Genomic DNA, 19,531 nt, shown 5'->3' with positions numbered 1-19,531 from the left:
GCAAGACTAACTTCCACCCCCAATTCCTAATGTAGAACAAAACAGACTAAAGGTGGAAGTTAGTTTTTCATTTAAGGTTCACAAATTCTTCACAAAATAATTAGCACTCACCTCTTGACAGTGCTAATAATAGGTGCTATATTACAACTAGAACAAAGGAAGGGGATAAAAAGAAAGTAAAAGCGAAAGGCTTTATGAATTCCCTACCACCCGAGTTCCAAGAAACAAGGTAAACAGCATATATAAAAAGGAGAGATGACTTATGTTAATGCCTAGTATTTTTGGAGAGAACTTATTTGATGATTTCTTTAATGATTTTCCATTCTATTATGATGATAAAGCAATGAAAGATACCGAGAAGAAGCTTTATGGCAAGAGAGCCAGCCACGTTATGAAGACTGATATTAAGGAAATGGATAACGGTTATCAGCTGGTAGTTGATCTTCCAGGATTTACCAAAGATGAGATTAAGGCTTCCCTGGAGAATGGCTATCTGACCATCAGCGCTGAGAAAGGTCTGGACAAAGATGAGCAGGAGAAAGAATCCGGTCATTATATCCGCAGGGAGCGTTACGCAGGAGCCTGCAGCAGAAGCTTTTATGTAGGCGAGGATGTTCAGCAGGAGGATATTAAGGCTGAGTTTAAACATGGCATTCTGAAACTGTTTGTTCCGAAGAAAGAAGCGAAACCAGCAGTGGAAGAGAAGAAACACATTGCCATCGAAGGATAACTTTTCCCCCTTCAGAAGCATATTCTGAGAGAATAGCATAATTAAGAAGTAAGATGCCGCAGAATCACGGAAAATGGTGGTTCTGCGGCATCTTTTTTTACATTTGTTCGCTATTTTTCTGTCTTGACAATGCCTGTTGATTTAGCTATAATGGTGAAACTGTGAATATCCTAGTGAATTTGTACCCTTTTGGGTAATGAAATGTCTGCTTTTGCAGGCATTACCAATTATAAAAGTGGACTGTTTGGCGCATGAATGTTATCTGTTGTTGGTATATTTCTGCAGCTTTTTGTTCAGGGCTTTTATAGTAATGGAATTTTCCGGGAGAAACAGCATATAAGAAATGTATGATACGGGGCGACAAGCCGCCGGAATGAAAGGGAGTAAGGCTATAATGGAAGAAAAGAAGAACTTACTAACCTATGCAGGACTTAAAAAACTGGAAGAAGAGCTGCATGATTTAAAGGTAGTAAAAAGAAAAGAAGTAGCAGGTAAGATCAAAGAGGCAAGAGAGCAGGGAGACCTGTCCGAGAATGCAGAGTACGATGCAGCTAAAGATGAGCAGAGAGATATCGAAGCGCGTATTGAAGAAATTGAGAAAATCCTGAAGAACGCTGAGGTTGTAGTTGAGGACGAAGTCGATCTTGACAAGATCAGCGTAGGATGTAAAGTAAAAGTACATGACTTCGAATTTGAGGAAGATATAGAACTGAAGCTGGTTGGCTCCACAGAGGCAAACAGCCTGGAAGGCAAGATTTCTAACGAATCTCCTGTAGGAAAGGCTCTTATGGGCGCACACACAGGTGATATTGTAGAAGTAGAGCTGCCATCCGGTATCATGAAGTACAAAGTGCTGGAAATCCAGCGTAATATTTAAGGAGGCACAAAAGTGGCAGAACAGAAGAATCAGGATCTGAATCAGCTTCTGAAAATCCGCCGTGATAAACTGGCAGAGCTTCAGGCGAATGGCAAGGATCCATTTCAGATAACAAAATTTAATCAGACCCATCATTCACTGGAAGTAAAGAACCTTTATGAGGCACATGAAGCAGAGCTGCTGAAGGATCGCACAGAGCCGGATGTAACAGGTCTTGATGAAGAGCAGGCAAAGGAAGTTCAGAAGAACGACTACGAAGAGAGAAGAAGTATTATGGATGCCAGCCCGATCCATGTGGCAATCGCTGGACGTATGATGTTCAAGAGAGTCATGGGAAAAGCTTCTTTCTGCAATATCCAGGATTTACAGGGAAATATTCAGGTATATGTTGCAAGAGACGCCATCGGAGCAGATTCTTATGCAGACTTTAAGAAATCCGATATCGGCGATATCTTCGGTCTGGAAGGTTTTGCATTCAGAACCAGAACCGGTGAGATTTCTATTCATGCAGAGAAAATGACTCTTTTATCAAAGAGCCTGCAGATCCTTCCGGAGAAATTCCACGGATTGACAGACACAGATATGCGTTATCGTCAGAGATACGTAGACCTGATCATGAACCAGGAGAGCAAGAACGTATTTATCAAGCGCTCTCAGGTCATTAAAGAGATCCGAAACTTCCTTGCTGGCCGTGACTTCATGGAAGTAGAGACTCCAATGCTGGTTTCCAATGCTGGTGGTGCAGCTGCCAGACCATTTGAGACACATTACAATGCACTGAACGAAGATGTTAAGCTTCGTATTTCACTGGAACTTTATCTGAAACGACTGATCGTTGGCGGACTTGAAAGAGTCTACGAGATTGGCCGTGTATTCCGTAATGAGGGTGTTGATACCCGTCACAATCCGGAATTTACACTGATGGAGCTTTACCAGGCATATACAGATTATGAAGGAATGATGGAACTTACGGAATCCATGTTCCGCTATTTGGCAGAGAAGGTTTGCGGTTCCACTAAGATTTCTTACAATGGTATCGAGATTGATCTTGGAAAGCCATTTGAGCGTCTGACCATGAATGATGCGATCAAGAAATATGCAGGAATTGACTTCGACCAGGTGGCAGATGATGAAGCTGCCAAGAAGCTTGCTGCTGAGCATCATATCGAGTATGAGGAGCGTCACAAGAAAGGCGATATTATCAATCTCTTCTTCGAAGAATATTGTGAGAAAGAGCTGATTCAGCCTACATTTATTATGGATCACCCGATCGAGATTTCTCCTCTGACCAAGAAGAAACCTTCTGATCCAAACAAGGTAGAGCGTTTTGAACTTTTCATTAATACATGGGAAATGTGTAACGCATATTCCGAGCTGAATGATCCGATTGATCAGCGCGAGCGTTTCAAGGCGCAGGATGCACTTGCAGATGCTGGTGATGAAGAAGCAAACCATACAGATGAAGATTTCCTGAATGCGCTGGAAATCGGTATGCCGCCGACAGGTGGTATCGGATACGGAATTGACCGTCTTGTTATGCTGCTGACAGACAGCCAGGCCATTCGTGATGTGTTGCTGTTCCCGACAATGAAGTCACAGGGCGCTTCCAAGAACGAAGCAAACAATGCGGCACAGGCAGCACCGGCTGTAAAAGCAGAGGAAAAACCTGCTGAGAAGATTGATTTTTCCAATGTAAAAATCGAACCGCTTTTTGAAGAAAACGTTGACTTTGACACTTTCAGCAAGTCAGATTTTCGAGCCGTAAAGATTGAAGCGTGTGAGGCAGTTCCGAAGAGTAAGAAGCTTTTAAAGTTCACTCTGAATGACGGAACAGACCGTAAACGCACGATTTTAAGCGGTATTCACGAGTATTATGAACCGGAAGAACTGGTAGGAAAAACAGCGATTGCAATCGTAAACCTTCCGCCGAGAAAGATGATGGGCATTGATTCCGAAGGTATGCTGATTTCAGCAGTACACGAGGAAGACGGAAGAGAGGGATTACATTTACTGATGGTAGATGAACATATTCCGGCTGGTGCAAAGCTGTATTAAAAATCCGATAAAGGATTAAAAAATGTAGGCTTTTTGATGTAGAGTACGACAAAGGTACGACAAATAAAACCTCCTTAATGGGCTATAATAAATGATTTTAAATAGTCCATGCAAAATGAAATCAATATTTTTACATTATGAGGACACTTTTCTAAGAGAAATTTTAGAAGAGTGTCTTTTTTGTTACGGTCATGTACAAAAAAACAGGAGGAAATTAAAATGGCAAATAACACAGCGTTAAGAGCAGGTAAAGATACTACTCGCACAATTACTTTCAAAAATAAGGAGCACGAAAAATTTTATTACACCTATCTGCCAAAGTGCAGATATCAGGATGTATACCACAAGGCATTGGTGTATTGTCTTGGAATTGACCGGGATACAAGAGAAAACGCAGAACAGATATACGATTTTAAGACAGGATACGTGAAAACGGAATGCCTGCATGAAGGCTGGCAGACAAGCGGCAGCGTAAGGATTATACGGCTGGCATTTAACCTATATTGTGACGGTACTCCCAGTGTTTATGATTATGAAGGAGACAGTGACAGACAGGTAGATGAATGCAGGGAATATTCGGTCAGTGATTTATTCTGCTGTGGCTATGCAAGGTACTTTTGGGAGGCAGTCAAAATCCGTTATCCGGAGTATTGTTTTTATCGGGATTGGGAGGATTCATATGCTGAAGGTTAGATTACAGGGAACAGTTAAGGATATACAGTGGTTTGGGAAACTTTTGGAACAGCACCCGAAAATCCGGGTGCTTGGAGTATCGAAACCGTTTGCAAATAAAGGAACAAACAAATATTTTCGTGTATACGCAGAAATAGAGAAAAGAGAAAATACCATGCAGTAAAGCATGACAGGAGAAAGGCAGGAAGAAAGTATGTGTAGAGTAATCGCAGTCGCAAACCAAAAAGGTGGTGTCGGAAAGACAACTACCTGTGTGAATTTAGGAATCGGTCTTGCAAGGGAAGGGAAAAAAGTGCTTCTGATTGAAGCAGATGCACAGGGAAGCATGGCGGTCAGTCTTGGGATTCAGGAACCGGACGAGCTGGATGAGACACTGGTCAATATTATGGAAAAACTTATCAATGACAAGGAACCGGAGCCGGGAGAAGGAATTATCCATCATGAAGAAGGGGTGGATTTTATCCCTGCCAATATTGAACTTGCAGGATTGGAGACTTCCCTTGTGAATGTCATGAGTCGGGAAATGGTATTGCGGCAGTATATATGTGGGATAAAAAAACAGTATGATTATATCCTGATTGACTGTATGCCCTCACTTGGTATGATTACCATTAACGCATTGGTGGCGGCTGACAGGGTATTGATTCCGGTAGAAGCGGCTTATCTTCCGGTTAAAGGGTTACAGCAGCTTATTAAGACAATAGGGCGGGTACACAGAAAACTGAATCCGGAGCTTTCTATCATGGGGATTTTGTTCACAAAAGTAGACCGCAGGACAAATTTCGCAAAGGATATTGCGGCTCAGATTCGAGAGGTGTACGGAAACAAAATACATATTTTTGCAAATTGCATACCGATGTCTGTAAGGGCGGCTGAAACTACCGCAGAGGGAAAAAGCATCTATCTCCATGACCCGAAAGGAATTGTGGCAGAGGGCTATCACTATCTGACAGGGGAGGTGTTGGATGATGAAGAGTAAGAGCGCAGAAAAGATAAAGCTGACTTCTTATGATGATTTATTTGGCAGTAGTGAAGTAACGGCAGAAGAGAAGATTGTATCCGTTCCGATTCGTCTTTTTCACACCTTCAAAGACCATCCATTCCGGGTATTGGATGATGAAAAAATGCAGGAGACTGTGGAAAGTGTAAAACGATATGGAATACTGATGCCGGGAATTGTACGTCCGTATGGTGATGGTGAGTATGAGATGGTGGCAGGGCACCGCAGATGGCGGGCGTGTGAACTGGCAGGAATGGAAGAGATGCCAGTAATTATCCGGGAAATGGATGATGATACTGCTACGGTGATAATGGTGGATACGAACATCCAGAGGGAAGATATTCTGCCCAGTGAGAAAGCCCATGCTTATAAAATGAAATATGAAGCCATGAAACATCAGGGAAGCAAGGGAGAGAAGCATACGGCTGATCTGGTAGGAGAAGCTGCTGGCGAAAGCGGAAGGACGGTTCAGCGGTATATCCGTCTATCATTCCTTATTTCCAGATTATTAGACTATGTAGACAATAAAAGACTTTCCATGAAAGCGGGAGAGAAACTTTCTTTTCTGACGGTAGAAGAACAGGAATGGGTGTTAGAGGCAATAGATAATGCAGTTTTGACGGTAACAGATAAACAGGCGGAGTTATTCAAGAATCATAGCAGGGAAAAGACGTTGAATCAGGGAATTATCTATTCTGTTTTATTGCAGAAAAAGGAAGCAGAAACAAAGGTAACTCTTTCGGCAAAGAAGGTACGCTCGTATTTTCCGCCAGCCTATACAAAAGAGCAGGTTGAGGAAGTAATTTATACGCTGTTGGAACAGTGGAGAAAGAAGAAAGGGAAGGAGGAACAGGAAGATGCAGGAGATACAGTTTGATTATTTTCATGGAATGGAAGCGGAACAGTATACCTTTTACCGGATTCCGAAAATTTTATTTACCGCAGAATGCTTCAAAACTATTTCCTGCGAAGCAAAGGTTTTATACGGTCTGTTGCTGGACCGTATGAGCCTGAGTATTAAAAATCGCTGGTTCGATGAAGAGGACAGGGTATACATTATTTTTACTGTGGAAGAAATTGCGGAGCTTATGAACTGTGGCACACAGAAGGCAGTGCGGTTATTAAAGGAACTGGATAGTGAAAAGGGCATTGGCCTGGTGGAAAAAAGGCGGCTTGGATTGGGGAAACCCAACGTGATTTATGTGAAGAATTTTATGGTCAAACAGCCTGAAAAGGAAGAAAAAGAGCCGGAAAAGCCTGTAAATACACAGAATTGTGAAAATCACAATTCAAGAGTTGTGAAAACCACAATTCAGGAATGTCCAAAATCACAATTCAAGAATGATGAAAATCACAATTCTGGAATGATGAAAACCACAATTCAAGAATGTGCAGAATCACAATTCAAGAATGATGAAAATCACAATTCTGGAATAGTGAAAATCACAACTCCTGAATGTCCAAAATCACAATCTAATAATACTGATATTAACAATACTGATTTTAGTGAAAATGAGTATAGTGACATTGAGAGTAGTGAAACTGATTTTAACGAGACAGATAATATCTTATCTAATCTTTCTCATCTATCAGTGAGGAAAACAGCAGGAATGATAGATATGGTGGAAGAGATGGAAGCCTATCGGAAAATTATCAGGGAAAATATTTCGTATGAGTGTTTTGAGGACAGCAGGTATCGACAACAGGAGGAAGTGGATGAACTTGTGGAACTGATGGTAGAGGTTATGGTCATGCCGGATAACAGCACTGTTCGCATTGGCGGAGTGGACAAGCCTGTGGTGATTGTGAAGAACCGCTTTATGAAGGTGGAACATGGGCATATTGAATATGTCGTTGGCTGCCTTGAGAAGAATACCAGCAAGGTAGGAAATATCCGGGCGTATCTTCTGACAACACTCTACAATTCAACCATGACCATAGAAAATTATTACAGAGCAGAAGTGAATCACGATATGTATGGAGGAGGATAAAACGGATGAGAAGAAAAGAATTTTTGGAGAATGTGGCAGTTCCGCTTTTAGGGATAGCTGTGGTAATGTTTATTGTTTATCTGTTTTGTGTGGAAAACGGTGTGTGTGATTACCGGAAATTGTGGATAGTTTCAGGGATTCCCTTTGGCATACAAAAAATGTATTTCTGGATGATTCCAAAAGGGTTTGATATAGGCGGTACTGTTGGAATGTTTGCTTTTAATCTGCTGATAGGAGGAATGATAGGCAGCGTGGTTTTGACATGGCGTTTGCTTATGGTGGGAACATATCTGTTAAAGAGTATTGGATATGGTGGTTTGTGGATAGTGAGAAAAGCATTTAGAACATGATTTCAAAGAGAAAAAACAAAGTATAAAAAATAGAATATAGAGTGTGAAAAGCAGCCAATGCGTAAAAAATATTGGCTGCTTTTTTGCCCTTTTTAAGAAAAACCTTGCGACACGGTGTCGCAAAGTAAAGGAGGATGTGTGTTGGGTAATCGTGCGGAATCGCAGGATTTGATTGACTTAGGAAACCGTATTCGCAAAAGGCGGCAGGAAATTCACTTATCACAGGAAGTATTAGCAGAAAAAACAGGTATCAGCCCCAACACGATCAGCAGGATTGAGGGAGGACAGACAGCAATGTCTATTGAGATATTCAGGAAGCTGGCGGTGATTCTGAAAACCGATGCAGGAACACTATTGGGGGAATGTAAGGAAGAAGAAAACCATCGTCTGTATGATTTGATTTGTCGTGCGAAAAAACTGAAACGGAAAGAACAGAAAATTTTGGAAAAGACAATGGAAGTGTTGATTGAGGGATTTGGTACGGAATTGTAGAAATTCAACAGATATGGTGGGAATATTTAGAAATATCCCCATATCTGATGAGGTAATGGAAAGCCAATGTTGTTAAACTTTAAGTCAGGAAAGAGAACAGATGCGGACAGAAAGGAGGCAGGATATGACAAGGGAAGAGTGCCTTGCATACAGACAAAGATGCCCATATGATGCAATGGGCGATTTCTCTGTTTTTTCGGAGAAAAAGGAAGATAGCAGGGATAATGAAGTGGCTGCTTCACAGCCGGAATTATCAGAACAAAATAAAGCATAAGAAATTTATGTGGCAGTAAAAGGAGTTTCAGGCTCCCGTTAAAAAAAAACGGGTGTGCCGGGAGCTGTCTTTTACTGTTTTTTCGTCTGTGATGTTTTTATTTTCTGCCACCCGGAAGAGGTGGTAGTTATGCTGACATTACAGGAATTAAAACAGATCGTAGATGTCCCATATCCGGGCATGAAAATTCCAACTGCAAAAAAATTAAAAGAATATGGAACGGTCATTGCCAAAAAGAGCATGGGTTGTGAGACAGAAATCTTGGCATTTCAAAATGGCTATGCGTTGTATCAGGTTAGTCGGTTCACTACGGTATTTCCGATTTGTTTTTGTGGGGAATATCAATACAATGCGGAACAGGCGGACTGTATTTCGGAAGAGTTTTTTAATCAAAGGGAGTGGTATATCCGTCTGGTATTGGAAGGAGAAGACCGTTTGAGTCGTAATCAGGAATCGAAAGAACAGGGCTGGACAATCTCATACAGTGATGTTTCGGAAGAATGGGGAATGCTTCAGACAGAAGAAAAGTCTCCATTGGAGATGCTGGTTGGCAGAGAGTCTGTAAATGAAATATTTGAGGTTTTGACGGAACTGCAGAAAAGGGTATTTTACGGATGTTTCTTTCATCAAAAAACACAGAATGAACTGTCAAAAGAATTGGGAATTTCTCCGTCTGCGGTGTCCAGAACCCTGTCAAGGGCGATGAACAGGATGCGGAGATATTATGCAGATGTACGGTCAGGTGGCTGCAATCGAAAAGAGATAAGATAGTGGGAGGAAAGAAGATATGCGTGGAAAGAAGCCGAAAGAACGAAAAAATTATATTTTGCGGACAGAAAACGAAACACTTGTGGAAGTAACCAGGGAGGTTTATCTGGAATGGTATCAGTCCCGGAGAAGGGAAAAATACCAGCAGGAACAGAAACAGAAATACGGTGTTTGCAGTCTTGATGTGGTGCAGGAAGGCAGTTTTGCAAAAACTTCTATATCGCAGGAAGGACAGCCGGAGGAGATGGCAGTACGCAGTGAATGCCTGAAAAAATTGAAGGAGAGTTTAGAACAGTTACCGGAACAGGAGGCATATCTGATTTATCTGTTATTTTTTGAAGAGGTTACAGTGAAAGAAGCGGCACAAATTTGTGGATGTAGCCGTAAAACAATACAGAACAGAAAAAAACGAATTTTGAAGACACTTAAAAATATAATGAAAGAACTTGGAATTGAGGGAGGATGTATTTATTTCAATTAAAATAGTGGAAAATTGTTCTAAAATCATATAAATTTAAAGTTATAGTATCAGTATAAGACAACGTATATGAAATGAAAACAGCTTTGTAAATTGGTGGGAAGAGCTGTCAGTTTACAAAGCTGTTTATGTATCCGAAGTTAGCTTCTATAATTATGATATAGAATACAAGCAGAAGAATGGAAAAATCTTTGGTGAGTAGCAGGTGGTTAAATATTTTTTTGCTTTTTTGGTTTAGGTGTCACCAATTATGTATTATATGTGTGATATATATGAGGAGAAAAAAAGATGAAAAGAAATGCTGATCAGATTTTTAATAAATATTGTAAACTGTTGTATAAAATATCAATTATTATGCTGTGTAGCGAAGAGGATGCTTATGATGCAGTGCAGGAATCATTTTTGAAATATTTAAATACAAAAAAGGACTTTAATGACGAAAGCCATGAAAGAGCATGGCTGACAAGAGTTAATATTAATATTTGTAAAAACATACTCCGTTTCAGAAGGATGCATCCAACGGTAGATTACGAAACTCTTGCACTACATTACCATAAACCTGAAGAAACAGGAATTATGGATACATTGATGACATTAAATGCAAAGGATAAAGAAGTACTAATTCTTTATTATATAGAAGGCTATTCTTGCAAGGAGATTGCTGATATGTTGAAGGTTTCAGAGAGTGCAGTGAAGAAAAAACTAGAACGGGCAAGAAAAAGATTAAAAGAAAAATATGAAAGTGAGGGCAGATAAAATTGGAAAAAAAATTAGAGAATATATCAAAATTAGCAGATGATATTGTGCTGACAGAGCAGAATGAGAGAAAACTCTTTATAGCATACAAAAAGAGAATTGAATCCCAAAGAAGAAAAAAAGTTCTTATGAGAGGATATTATCGTGTAGCAGTAGTTGCATTAGCTATGATGATAATGTTTTCTGTAAATTATTACCTGCAATCTCCTGATTTAGTAGTTTATGCGGCAACTGGGGATAAAATGGTGCAATTAAGACTAAATGAGAGAGTAAACTTGGAAAAACAAAGAACTCCATTGGGATATGGGTATGTTCTGGAAATGAGTGTGGAAGAAGGAAGCAGATATTATACGATAGAAAATGAACAAAACTTGAATGCTGATAATATTTTCAGAAATGGAAATAAGATTTTTTGGATGCCAGATGGAATGAATAGTATAAATTTCAGAGATCAGGACGGGAATGTTATTAAAATACCAGAAACTGACAGTTCAACACTAAATATTGAAGTATGTAATTATGACGGAAAAATGGTCGAAAGAATTACATTGATATTGGAAAGGAGAGATGGACAGTGTAGTGTTGAAATGTTAAAAAAATAATAAAACGGAGGAAGAATATGAAAACAATCAAAAAAATATGGAGCATATTATTAGTATGTGGACTGATTTTGGTGCCGACGATTAGTGTTTCAGCAGCAGAACAGGAGCCGGAAAAGGTTGAAGTTTCATTTTTTAATGAAAATGGCGAGGAAGTTAGCGTATCAGAGGAAATAGCAGATTCTTTTATGGAACAGTTGGATGTTGATAAAGAGGTAAACATTGTCTCAGATAAAAATTTAAGAGCTTCCTGTACGCATATTCCATGCAATCAGGTTAAGACAACTCTTTATGGTCATGCGAAAGTAAGTCCTACTGAATGCTGGGTCTATACCAAAAGAGTTATTATGTGCAAATGCTGTGGCGCTGCTCTAAAGAGTCTTTCTGATTGGCAGTTTGCATATTCACATGCACCACATTAGGAGGAAGAAATATGAGAAAAATTAAGCGTTTATGTGGTTTATTCATTTGTTGTTGTGTTGTAGTAACCAGTTCTGTGACTGCATTTGCGGCAGAGAAAGTTAAAGAGCCCTTTGCAAATTTAGAAGTTGTGACTGACAAAGAAACCATTAATGAAATTGTTTCAGAGAATCCCAGAATTCAAAAGTATTTAGACCAAAACGAAGTATTTGCCGATCTTGAAATTATCACAGATCAGAATGAGATTGAAAAAATCTGGGAAGAAAATCCAGATGTGAAGACACTGATGAAGTCAAAAGAATATTACTATCTCGCATATGTAAAAGGAAATGGTGTTCGTTTAAGAAGCACACCGAGCACTTCCGGAGTAATTAATGGGTTATTGTATGAAACCAGAAAAGATTGGGTTTTGTTAAATGATAATTATTCTTTGAATGAAAACTATATTTGGTGGCAGGTGTCTGACAGCTCAATCGGTTATCCGGGATGGATCGTGAATGACTATATCTATTTAAGTGCTGCCCAAAGTGCAGGAAGAGCAGTTACGGTACCAGAGATTGACTTTGATACATTAAAATTTGTTCAGTAGGTTATTTTCTTTGAAAAAGATAAATATACGTATGCTTAATGTAAAGAATAACAACTGATAATTCTACGATTGGAGGTAGCGATAATGTTCAGATTTAATAAAAACCATATAAAGATGGATATGAAAAAAATTAGAAAAGTAATGAGCATATTTTTGGCTTGTTGTTTGTTGTTGTCGATAAATTTTGAAACAGTATTTGCTTCCGACATAGAGACAAATACGAATGCTGATATAATGTCTCTCGATGGACCTTCTACGACATTTGATGGACGTCTGTTTTTGGATGAAAACGGTAACTATTCAGGGCAACTTCGTAGTGGCTTTACAACGGTAACATGTGTCCTGAGTGGAAGAACTGGTGGAATTCCTACCTTATATACGATTTATATTCGTTGGCAAGGTTCTAATGCGGTTCAAGCGTTAAGGGCTGATAACCTATATATTGTAGGTGATTCACAATATTATAGTAAAGGTTTTCTTATTGATGGATTATCTGCAACACAAGGATATCGTTCAATAGGTACTTGCGTGATTCCTGACACTGAAGAAAGTGTATATATTTCAACAAATAATCTCCGATGCTATTTTTACAACGAAGATTATTGGATTAAATTTAATGAAATAGGTGGATGGGTTGATGTGTAAAAAAGTTTTAATAAATCCAGAGACAGAATCGTTTATAAATGACTTAAAACGAGAATATAATAACAGCATTGTAAAACCGTATAAGAAAACAAGAGATGTTCTTGAAATTCTTATGAAAAAATTTGTTTTATATCAAAAAGTATCCATACAAAAGATGGACGCTATAACACGTGCCACGTTGGAAACTTTACCAATTAAAAATTTAAATGTGTCAGATATTTATATAGTTAAAGACAATGAAATAAGCCATAGTTTCTATTTGTATTTTCATAGCAGATATGCATTAGAACCTTTTCTTTGTGTTGTGTATGATAATGATACGGATAGACTATATAGTAATTGTGCCATGCTTGAAATGTATATTACGATTCTTCATGGAATAGATGTTGGTGAAATAGAAACTGATTCTATAAAATACCATAATTATCTTAATACGTTATATTCATATAATGAATGTAAAAAAGAGACTGAATACTAAAGAATGTACATTGGTAGACACATTTAAGGAAAGTAGAGGTATATTGGTTGATTCTACATATCTTGATTGGGCTAATTAAAAATTAATGTGAATAATGATTACGGGAGAGAATTGTTTTTTATGCAGTTCTCTCCCGTTTTTTGTATCAAATACGCTAGTGTTGTTTTAACAATTCTCTTTAATAATGCTGGTGTTTGTTGCGATAGAAAACACACTGACAATTCTTTGAAATCCATATAACAAAAAATTTCTATAAACGGTCAATTTTTACCCTCTCCAGCCTGCGATTAGTGAGAGGGTATTTTCTTATTTCAAAAATCCCTTTATATGTACCTTGATAATTTCATAGCCTGCCTGAATAGATACCCGGCATGGAGTGGGCATTCTGCCCACCCTTTCGGAGAAAACGCTGCGGAAAGAAAACCGGAGCAGGGAACGGGTTCAGGATGAGAACAGGAAAAACGCTCAATAAAAAAACAGTCCGGTTACGGGCTGTATAACAGTAGATACCATGCAGGGAAGTTCCCTGTATTCATGTACTGTTATGGGCAGTACAAGTAAAAAAGGAGGTAAAGAGATATGGGAACTTAGGAAAAATTTTTGAAACAGGACAGTATTAGAATGGCAAAAAACAAAGAAAGAGAGGTACTTAGCGAATGAAAGGGAAATCAAAGAGAATCGTATCGGGATTTCTCTCGGCATTGACAATCATTTCTTCTATTATGCAGCCAGTTACCACTTATGCGGCAGAAGCGGAGCCAGCGGCTTACGAAGCAGAATATCCTGACATGGAAAAAGTAAAGGGTGCCCTTGCTGAAGATGAGATTGTAACGGCGGAAGATTATGAAGTAGAAGCAGGAACGGGTTTTGACGTGAAAAGTGATTTCTCAGGAATGAAGATTCATCCGGAAAAAGTAAAGGTCACGTACCACGAGGCAAAGAACCAGAATGGACAGGCATTTGATGGAAATAAAGCAGATACGTATCATGCAGTGTATTTTGTAGAGCCTGTCAGTGGTCATCCGTCTTATCATGTGCAAAGAAATATTGTGGTAAGAGAGCCGTCAGCGGAAATCCATAAAGAGAAAAATGCACAGGATTCTGACGGAAATGATCAGACCGGGGGAGAGGATGCAGAGGAAGGCGAGACGGACTCGCATAAGAAAAAACTTTCGGAAACAGAACTGAATCAGGCATTAGAAGCATTAAAAGGGCAGGACACTTATGATGAGGAAAGTGGCCTGAAACTTTTAGATGTTATGGAACAGTTTAAAAACCATATGATTGCAGGGAATGTGGACCTTTTGGCATTGGAGGAAGGAGAAACGGTTACTTTTACTGCATACAATCCTAAAATGCTGCGTTCATCACAGGTAGAGGTAAGTTCCGGCGGCTGGTATTATTATGCAGACTATGGTCTGGGTTCCTACCTGACTTGTCCGTTTACCGTAAAGTTTGGAAGCGTGACGGCAACCGCATACTGCATCCAGCCGTCAAAGCCGGGACCGGGCAGCGGAGTATATGAAATTACAAAACTGGGAGACGGCAAAGAATTGTCCAAAGTGTGTTATTATGGGACAAATGCAAGCGGAGAGGATTGTTTTTTTGATAAGAAATATCCCGATTTTTCAGCCGGAAAAAGATTTGTCGTGACACATCTTGCGGCATCCTATGCAGAGGGAAGTGAAGATGCTTTTTATGGGGCGAATGATACCGGAATCGCATTGGCAAAAGAATTATATAGTTATGCGGTCAGCCAGCCGGAAATCCCGGATGCGGCTATGGCATTTTCAGATGACAAAGTAACTGCTTATGTAGATGGAAATATCCAGAGAACAAAAGAAGTAACGTTTCAGGCAGACAGCAGACAGTCCATTACCATGAAACTGCCAAAGGGCGTAAAGTTTCATAACGTATCCACAGGAAAAATCAGCAATGCAGGGGCAGATGTTGTAGTAAAAGGAGGTACAACGTTTTTTCTTTCAGCGCCGTTGACCCAGACGGAAGATGTGGGACAAAACTGGTCTGCAAAGATGAAAGGAAGCATAACAAAGGATTATTCTGCTTATAAAATTACCACAGGTTCCGATACGCAAAATCTGGCACTGGTTTTTGGAGAGGGAATAGAGGAAGAAACTACGGCTTCTTTTCAGGTTACATGGCTGGAACTTGCAAAAGTTCAGGTTGTAAAAGTAGATTCTGAAAAAGAGGATGCGAAACTGTCCGGTGCAGTGTTCGGCATTTATAAAGATAAAAACTGTACACAGCTTATCAAGGAGATGCCAAAGACAGATAAGAACGGTACGGCCTCTGTGGAAATTGTGAAAACACAAGATACGGTATATTTAAAAGAGATTACGGCACCAACCGGGTATCGTATCAATACATCCGCATATAATGTGAAACTTGTAGCAAATCAGTCTACTTCTGTAACTGTTCCGGATAAAGAACAGCTTGGAGAGCTCACTGTATATAAAGAGGGACAGGTATTGACGGGTGCAGATTTAAGCGAGAAAGGCATTGTGTTCCGCTATGAGAAACGCCGACAAAAAGGTGCTGTTTATTCTGTATATGCAGGAGAGGATATAATGACCGCTTATGGGGCACAGGTATATAAGAAAGGCGAGCTGGTAAAAGAGCATCTGGTAACGGGAGATAACGGTGCGGCAGTATTAAAAAATCTCCATCTCGGAACTTATATTGTGAAGGAAATGCAGGCACCAGAAAACTTTTATAACGCAAAAGAAGAAAAGACAGTGACGTTATCTTATGCAGGGCAGAATGCAGAAGCGGTATTTTCAGAGACTACTTTTATCAATGACAGACAGAAAGCAAAAGTATCCGTGGTAAAGAAAGATAAGGATACAGAAAAACCTTTGGATGGCGGTATTTTCGGTTTGTATGCCGGAAATGATATTGTAAACGCAGACGGCATTGTGGTTGTGAAGAAAGGTTCTCTGATTGAAAAGGCAGTCACAGGTGAGGATGGGACAGCGATATTTACAGCGGATCTTCCGATTGGAAATTCTTACTATGTAAAAGAAGAACAGGCTCCGTCCGGGTATCAGAGAAATAAAGAAGATATATATTCTTTTAAATTTTCATATACCAATGACAGCGAAGCTGACGTTTCTTTCTCCCATACATTTGTAAATGAACGTGTGACAGCAAAGATTTTCCTGAAGAAAAAAGATGCAGAAACAAACAAAGCAGAACCGCAGGGCGATGCCACATTGGAAAAAGCAGTATATGGTTTGTATGCACGTGAAGATATCGTACATCCGGATGGGGCAACAGGTGTGATTTATAAAGCCGGGGATAAGGTGGCATCACTGACAACCAATGAAAAAGGGGAAGCAGTTGCAGAAAACCTGTATCTCGGTAAATATTTTGTGAAAGAAATTACACCGCCGACAGGTTATCTGACAGATAAAAATGAATATGATCTTGTCTGTGATTATGAAGGGGATTTAGTGGCTGTGGTGGAACGAAGCTGTACATCCTTAGAGCAGGTCAAGAAGCAGCCGTTCCAGATTATTAAGGCTGCAAATAACGGGAATACCGATGCAGCACTTCTTGAAGGCGCAGGATTTACTGCTTATCTGGTATCTTCTTTAACTGTGAAAGAAGATGGAACTTATGACTTTGATTCCGTTACTCCGGTGGTACTTGGAGAAAATGGGGCAACTGAAATCTTTACCGATAAAAAAGGCTATGCAGTATCCATTCCACTTCCATATGGAACTTATGTGGTAAGAGAGACAACGACACCGCATAATTATAAACCAGTGGATGATTTTATTGTAAGAATCACAGAGCATAAGCCGACAGAGCCGCAGGTATGGCGTGTGCTTTTGGATGATGAGTTTTCTGCCAAATTGAAAATCACGAAACAGGACGATGAAACAAAGAAAACAGTGCTGGCTGCTGGAACAGAATTTAAGATTTACGATATGGATAATGAGAAATATGTAGAACAGGTAACGACCTATCCGACTACTATTGTACATAAATCCTATTTTACCGATGCTGATGGATATTTAATCCTTCCGCAGAATTTGAAAATCGGTCATTATCGTATTGAAGAAGTGACAGCGCCCGATGGATATACCATCAACAAGAATTATGCGGAAATTAAAGTAGATAGCGATACTCTGTATCAGATTGAACCGGTTTCAGGAGATGCCATTATCGAAGTGGTTTATGAAAATCATCCGGTAAAAGGGGAACTTACAGTAGTGAAAAAAGGTGAAGTTCTGAAAGACTACGGAAAGGACTTCAAATATGAGATGGAAAACCTTGCCGGAGCAGTCTTTGCAATCTACGCTGCAGAAGATATTTATACTGCAGATTTTCAGAAAGACGATGCCGGAAACCGTATTTTAGAGTATGCCAAAGATACTTTGGTGGCAGAGCTTACAACAGATGAAACAGGAAGTGCCACAATCAAAAATCTTCCACTTGGAAATTACAGGGTTGTAGAAAAAACAGCACCGGATGGTTTTGTACATAACAAAGCAGAGCAGAATGTGCAGTTTGTCTATGTGGATCAGGATACTCCTGCCGTGGTGGAAAGCGTAGAGTTCATCAATGAGCGTCAGAAAGTGGAAATTTCCGTGGAAAAACAGGATGCGGAAAATGGCAGCACCATCGCCGGAGCAGAGTTTGGTTTATATGCAAAAGAAGACATCAAAGCCGGGGGAAAAGTGATTGTGAAAGCAGATGAGCAGCTTTGTACAGCCGTCACAGGCGAAGATGGAACAGCAATTTTTGAACAGAATTTACCATTTGGAAGCTACTATATCAAAGAATTACAGGCACCGGACGGATTTGTTTCTTCTGATGAGATTATCGAAGTGACTGTTTCTTATCAGGGTCAGGATGTAGAAGTTGTCCGCCTGAAAGAAATCTTTAAGAATCAGCCTACAACGGTTGAGTTTAGAAAATCTGACCTTACCACAGGCGTGGAACTGGATGGTGCAACTCTAACGGTTCTTGATAAAGATGGAAATGAAATTGATAAATGGACTTCCGTAAAAGGGGAACCGCATATCATCAAACGTCTGCATGTCGGGGAAACCTATATCCTGCGTGAAGAATTTGCGCCATATGGCTACTTAAAAGCAGAAGAAGTGGAATTTACAATCACGGATACTGCAGAGATTCAGAAAGTGGAAATGAAGGATGACGTTCCGATTGGACGTATCATCATCAACAAAAAAGGTGAATTCTTAAGTGAAGTGAGCTGGAATGACATGGTTGCAGGAGCAATGGATTCCATCTGGGGTTATGTGACAGGCTCTTTGAAAGACGTTACCTTTGAAATTTATGCCAGAGAAGATATTAAAGCCGCTGACGGAGAAAGTGATGATTATTACAAAAAGGATGAACTGGTAGCAACCATCAAAACCGATGAACTTGGCATTGCAAGAACCGATGACCTGCCGCTTGGAAAATACTATGTGGTAGAAAAAGAAACAGCCGATGGTTTTGTGTTGGACGGAGAGCCGAGAGACATTGATCTGACTTATCGTGATCAGGATACTCCGGTGGTAACTTTCGATTCTGAATGGCAGAACAGCCGTCAGAAAGCAAAAGTGATCGTAACCAAAAAAGAGAAAGATTCTGACCGTGTGCTGGAGGGCGGCGTATTTGCCCTTTGTGCCAAAGAAGATATTAAGAATACTGACGGTGATGTGCTTGTAAAAGCAGATACCATTATGGAGCAGAAAGCGACTGACAAGGATGGAAAAATCTTCTTTACTGCAGATCTTCCGGTAGGTGGCAGCTTCTATGTGAAGGAAGTAAAAGCACCTGCAGGTTTTGTTACGACAGAAGAAGTAAAAGAATTTACTTTCGAGTATGCTGGAGCGGATGTGCCGGAAGTTACTTTTGAGCACACCTTTGAAAATGAGGCAACTATCTTTGAAATCACAAAATCTGACCTTACCACAGGAGAAGAGTTACCGGGTGCAAAACTGGAAGTAACCGATCAGGACGGAACTGTGGTAGATGAGTGGACATCCGGTACGGAGCCGCACATTATCAAAGAACTGGAAGTCGGCAAAGAATATACTCTGACAGAAACACTTCCGGCAGATGGTTATGTGACAGCGGAAAGTATTACGTTCACTGTTGAAAATACTGCAGAAGTTCAGAAAGTGGAAATGAAAGACGATGTGACAAAGGTTGAGATTTCCAAAACGGATATTTCGGGGAAAGAATTGCCGGGGGCAAAAATGACGGTGCTTGATAAAGATGGAAATGCGGTGGAAAGCTGGACTTCTACAGACAAGCCGCATTATATGGAAAAACTTCCGATTGGAGATTATATAC

Annotated in this window: 20 protein-coding genes; all 20 read left to right on the top strand. The window is 39.9% G+C overall.

The window, feature by feature from the left end; genetic code table 11:
- The first annotated feature begins 262 nt into the window (after positions 1-262).
- Positions 263-730, top strand: a complete 468-nt coding sequence (locus tag AB5170_RS21090) for an Hsp20/alpha crystallin family protein (protein WP_148461412.1) — start codon at positions 263-265, stop codon at positions 728-730.
- A 394-nt stretch (positions 731-1,124) separates the two neighbouring features.
- Positions 1,125-1,607 carry a transcription elongation factor GreA gene (gene greA / locus AB5170_RS21085; RefSeq protein ID WP_342978533.1) on the top strand — a complete coding sequence of 161 codons (483 nt, stop codon included), beginning with the start codon at positions 1,125-1,127 and terminating at the stop codon, positions 1,605-1,607.
- A gap of 12 nt (positions 1,608-1,619) precedes the next feature.
- Positions 1,620-3,662: a lysine--tRNA ligase gene (gene lysS / locus AB5170_RS21080; RefSeq protein ID WP_368361579.1), complete on the top strand. Its 2,043-nt coding sequence runs from the start codon at positions 1,620-1,622 to the stop codon at positions 3,660-3,662.
- A gap of 219 nt (positions 3,663-3,881) precedes the next feature.
- Positions 3,882-4,355, top strand: coding sequence for a DUF6075 family protein (locus tag AB5170_RS21075; protein ID WP_151190430.1), 474 nt, complete (start codon positions 3,882-3,884; stop codon positions 4,353-4,355).
- Positions 4,342-4,518: a hypothetical protein gene (locus tag AB5170_RS21070; protein ID WP_173770147.1), complete on the top strand. Its 177-nt coding sequence runs from the start codon at positions 4,342-4,344 to the stop codon at positions 4,516-4,518. Before AB5170_RS21075 ends, AB5170_RS21070 begins: the two co-directional genes overlap by 14 nt.
- 30 nt (positions 4,519-4,548) lie before the next feature.
- Positions 4,549-5,334, top strand: coding sequence for a ParA family protein (locus AB5170_RS21065; RefSeq protein ID WP_151190431.1), 786 nt, complete (start codon positions 4,549-4,551; stop codon positions 5,332-5,334).
- On the top strand, positions 5,321-6,232 hold the full coding sequence (locus AB5170_RS21060) for a ParB/RepB/Spo0J family partition protein (RefSeq protein WP_330591321.1): 912 nt from the start codon (positions 5,321-5,323) through the stop codon (positions 6,230-6,232). Before AB5170_RS21065 ends, AB5170_RS21060 begins: the two co-directional genes overlap by 14 nt.
- Entirely contained in the window at positions 6,213-7,346 is a 1,134-nt protein-coding gene (locus AB5170_RS21055; protein WP_347505164.1) for a DUF6017 domain-containing protein, read from the top strand. The genes AB5170_RS21060 and AB5170_RS21055 overlap by 20 nt, the downstream gene beginning before the upstream one ends.
- Positions 7,347-7,351: 5 nt before the next feature.
- Entirely contained in the window at positions 7,352-7,696 is a 345-nt protein-coding gene (locus AB5170_RS21050; RefSeq protein ID WP_151190433.1) for a DUF6050 family protein, read from the top strand.
- A gap of 138 nt (positions 7,697-7,834) precedes the next feature.
- Complete coding sequence (locus AB5170_RS21045) at positions 7,835-8,188, top strand: helix-turn-helix transcriptional regulator (protein WP_334284918.1); 354 nt, start codon at positions 7,835-7,837, stop codon at positions 8,186-8,188.
- 124 nt (positions 8,189-8,312) lie between these two features.
- Positions 8,313-8,462, top strand: a complete 150-nt coding sequence (locus AB5170_RS21040) for a hypothetical protein (protein WP_173770149.1) — start codon at positions 8,313-8,315, stop codon at positions 8,460-8,462.
- A gap of 129 nt (positions 8,463-8,591) precedes the next feature.
- Positions 8,592-9,233 (top strand): sigma-70 family RNA polymerase sigma factor, encoded by a 642-nt coding sequence (locus tag AB5170_RS21035; protein WP_151190434.1) that lies wholly within the window; start codon positions 8,592-8,594, stop codon positions 9,231-9,233.
- A gap of 16 nt (positions 9,234-9,249) precedes the next feature.
- Positions 9,250-9,711, top strand: a complete 462-nt coding sequence (locus AB5170_RS21030) for a sigma-70 family RNA polymerase sigma factor (protein WP_187565290.1) — start codon at positions 9,250-9,252, stop codon at positions 9,709-9,711.
- Positions 9,712-9,996: 285 nt separating this feature from the next.
- Positions 9,997-10,464 (top strand): RNA polymerase sigma factor, encoded by a 468-nt coding sequence (locus tag AB5170_RS21025; protein WP_151190355.1) that lies wholly within the window; start codon positions 9,997-9,999, stop codon positions 10,462-10,464.
- A gap of 2 nt (positions 10,465-10,466) precedes the next feature.
- Positions 10,467-11,066, top strand: coding sequence for a hypothetical protein (locus AB5170_RS21020; RefSeq protein ID WP_151190354.1), 600 nt, complete (start codon positions 10,467-10,469; stop codon positions 11,064-11,066).
- A 17-nt stretch (positions 11,067-11,083) separates the two neighbouring features.
- Positions 11,084-11,485 carry a hypothetical protein gene (locus AB5170_RS21015; RefSeq protein WP_117639526.1) on the top strand — a complete coding sequence of 134 codons (402 nt, stop codon included), beginning with the start codon at positions 11,084-11,086 and terminating at the stop codon, positions 11,483-11,485.
- Between the two features lie 11 nt (positions 11,486-11,496).
- On the top strand, positions 11,497-12,072 hold the full coding sequence (locus AB5170_RS21010; RefSeq protein WP_151190353.1) for a hypothetical protein: 576 nt from the start codon (positions 11,497-11,499) through the stop codon (positions 12,070-12,072).
- An 84-nt stretch (positions 12,073-12,156) separates the two neighbouring features.
- Positions 12,157-12,717, top strand: a complete 561-nt coding sequence (locus AB5170_RS21005) for a hypothetical protein (protein WP_117639530.1) — start codon at positions 12,157-12,159, stop codon at positions 12,715-12,717.
- Positions 12,710-13,195 carry a hypothetical protein gene (locus AB5170_RS21000; RefSeq protein ID WP_117639532.1) on the top strand — a complete coding sequence of 162 codons (486 nt, stop codon included), beginning with the start codon at positions 12,710-12,712 and terminating at the stop codon, positions 13,193-13,195. Before AB5170_RS21005 ends, AB5170_RS21000 begins: the two co-directional genes overlap by 8 nt.
- A gap of 656 nt (positions 13,196-13,851) precedes the next feature.
- Positions 13,852-19,531: SpaA isopeptide-forming pilin-related protein (locus AB5170_RS20995; protein ID WP_368365147.1), on the top strand; the 5,680-nt coding region annotated here is incomplete at its 3' end.

It is taken from the genome of Ruminococcus sp. RTP21484sp1_RTP21281st1_A8_RTP21281_210402, assembly GCF_040914025.1.
Lineage (GTDB): Bacteria > Bacillota > Clostridia > Lachnospirales > Lachnospiraceae > Blautia_A > Blautia_A faecis.
This window is presented reverse-complemented; position numbering and strand designations above follow the sequence as displayed.

What these genes read in the sequence shown, in the direction of transcription:
- AB5170_RS21040 (WP_173770149.1), top strand. Translation starts at nt 8,313, where the DNA reads ATGACAAGGGAAGAGTGCCTTGCATACAGACAAAGATGCCCATATGAT.
- AB5170_RS21025 (WP_151190355.1), top strand. Translation starts at nt 9,997, where the DNA reads ATGAAAAGAAATGCTGATCAGATTTTTAATAAATATTGTAAACTGTTG.
- AB5170_RS21075 (WP_151190430.1), top strand. Translation starts at nt 3,882, where the DNA reads ATGGCAAATAACACAGCGTTAAGAGCAGGTAAAGATACTACTCGCACA.
- AB5170_RS21000 (WP_117639532.1), top strand. Translation starts at nt 12,710, where the DNA reads ATGTGTAAAAAAGTTTTAATAAATCCAGAGACAGAATCGTTTATAAAT.
- AB5170_RS21090 (WP_148461412.1), top strand. Translation starts at nt 263, where the DNA reads ATGTTAATGCCTAGTATTTTTGGAGAGAACTTATTTGATGATTTCTTT.
- greA (WP_342978533.1), top strand. Translation starts at nt 1,125, where the DNA reads ATGGAAGAAAAGAAGAACTTACTAACCTATGCAGGACTTAAAAAACTG.
- AB5170_RS21055 (WP_347505164.1), top strand. Translation starts at nt 6,213, where the DNA reads ATGCAGGAGATACAGTTTGATTATTTTCATGGAATGGAAGCGGAACAG.
- AB5170_RS21035 (WP_151190434.1), top strand. Translation starts at nt 8,592, where the DNA reads ATGCTGACATTACAGGAATTAAAACAGATCGTAGATGTCCCATATCCG.
- AB5170_RS21070 (WP_173770147.1), top strand. Translation starts at nt 4,342, where the DNA reads ATGCTGAAGGTTAGATTACAGGGAACAGTTAAGGATATACAGTGGTTT.
- AB5170_RS21060 (WP_330591321.1), top strand. Translation starts at nt 5,321, where the DNA reads ATGATGAAGAGTAAGAGCGCAGAAAAGATAAAGCTGACTTCTTATGAT.
- AB5170_RS21015 (WP_117639526.1), top strand. Translation starts at nt 11,084, where the DNA reads ATGAAAACAATCAAAAAAATATGGAGCATATTATTAGTATGTGGACTG.
- AB5170_RS21050 (WP_151190433.1), top strand. Translation starts at nt 7,352, where the DNA reads ATGAGAAGAAAAGAATTTTTGGAGAATGTGGCAGTTCCGCTTTTAGGG.
- AB5170_RS21010 (WP_151190353.1), top strand. Translation starts at nt 11,497, where the DNA reads ATGAGAAAAATTAAGCGTTTATGTGGTTTATTCATTTGTTGTTGTGTT.
- AB5170_RS21065 (WP_151190431.1), top strand. Translation starts at nt 4,549, where the DNA reads ATGTGTAGAGTAATCGCAGTCGCAAACCAAAAAGGTGGTGTCGGAAAG.
- AB5170_RS21030 (WP_187565290.1), top strand. Translation starts at nt 9,250, where the DNA reads ATGCGTGGAAAGAAGCCGAAAGAACGAAAAAATTATATTTTGCGGACA.
- AB5170_RS21005 (WP_117639530.1), top strand. Translation starts at nt 12,157, where the DNA reads ATGTTCAGATTTAATAAAAACCATATAAAGATGGATATGAAAAAAATT.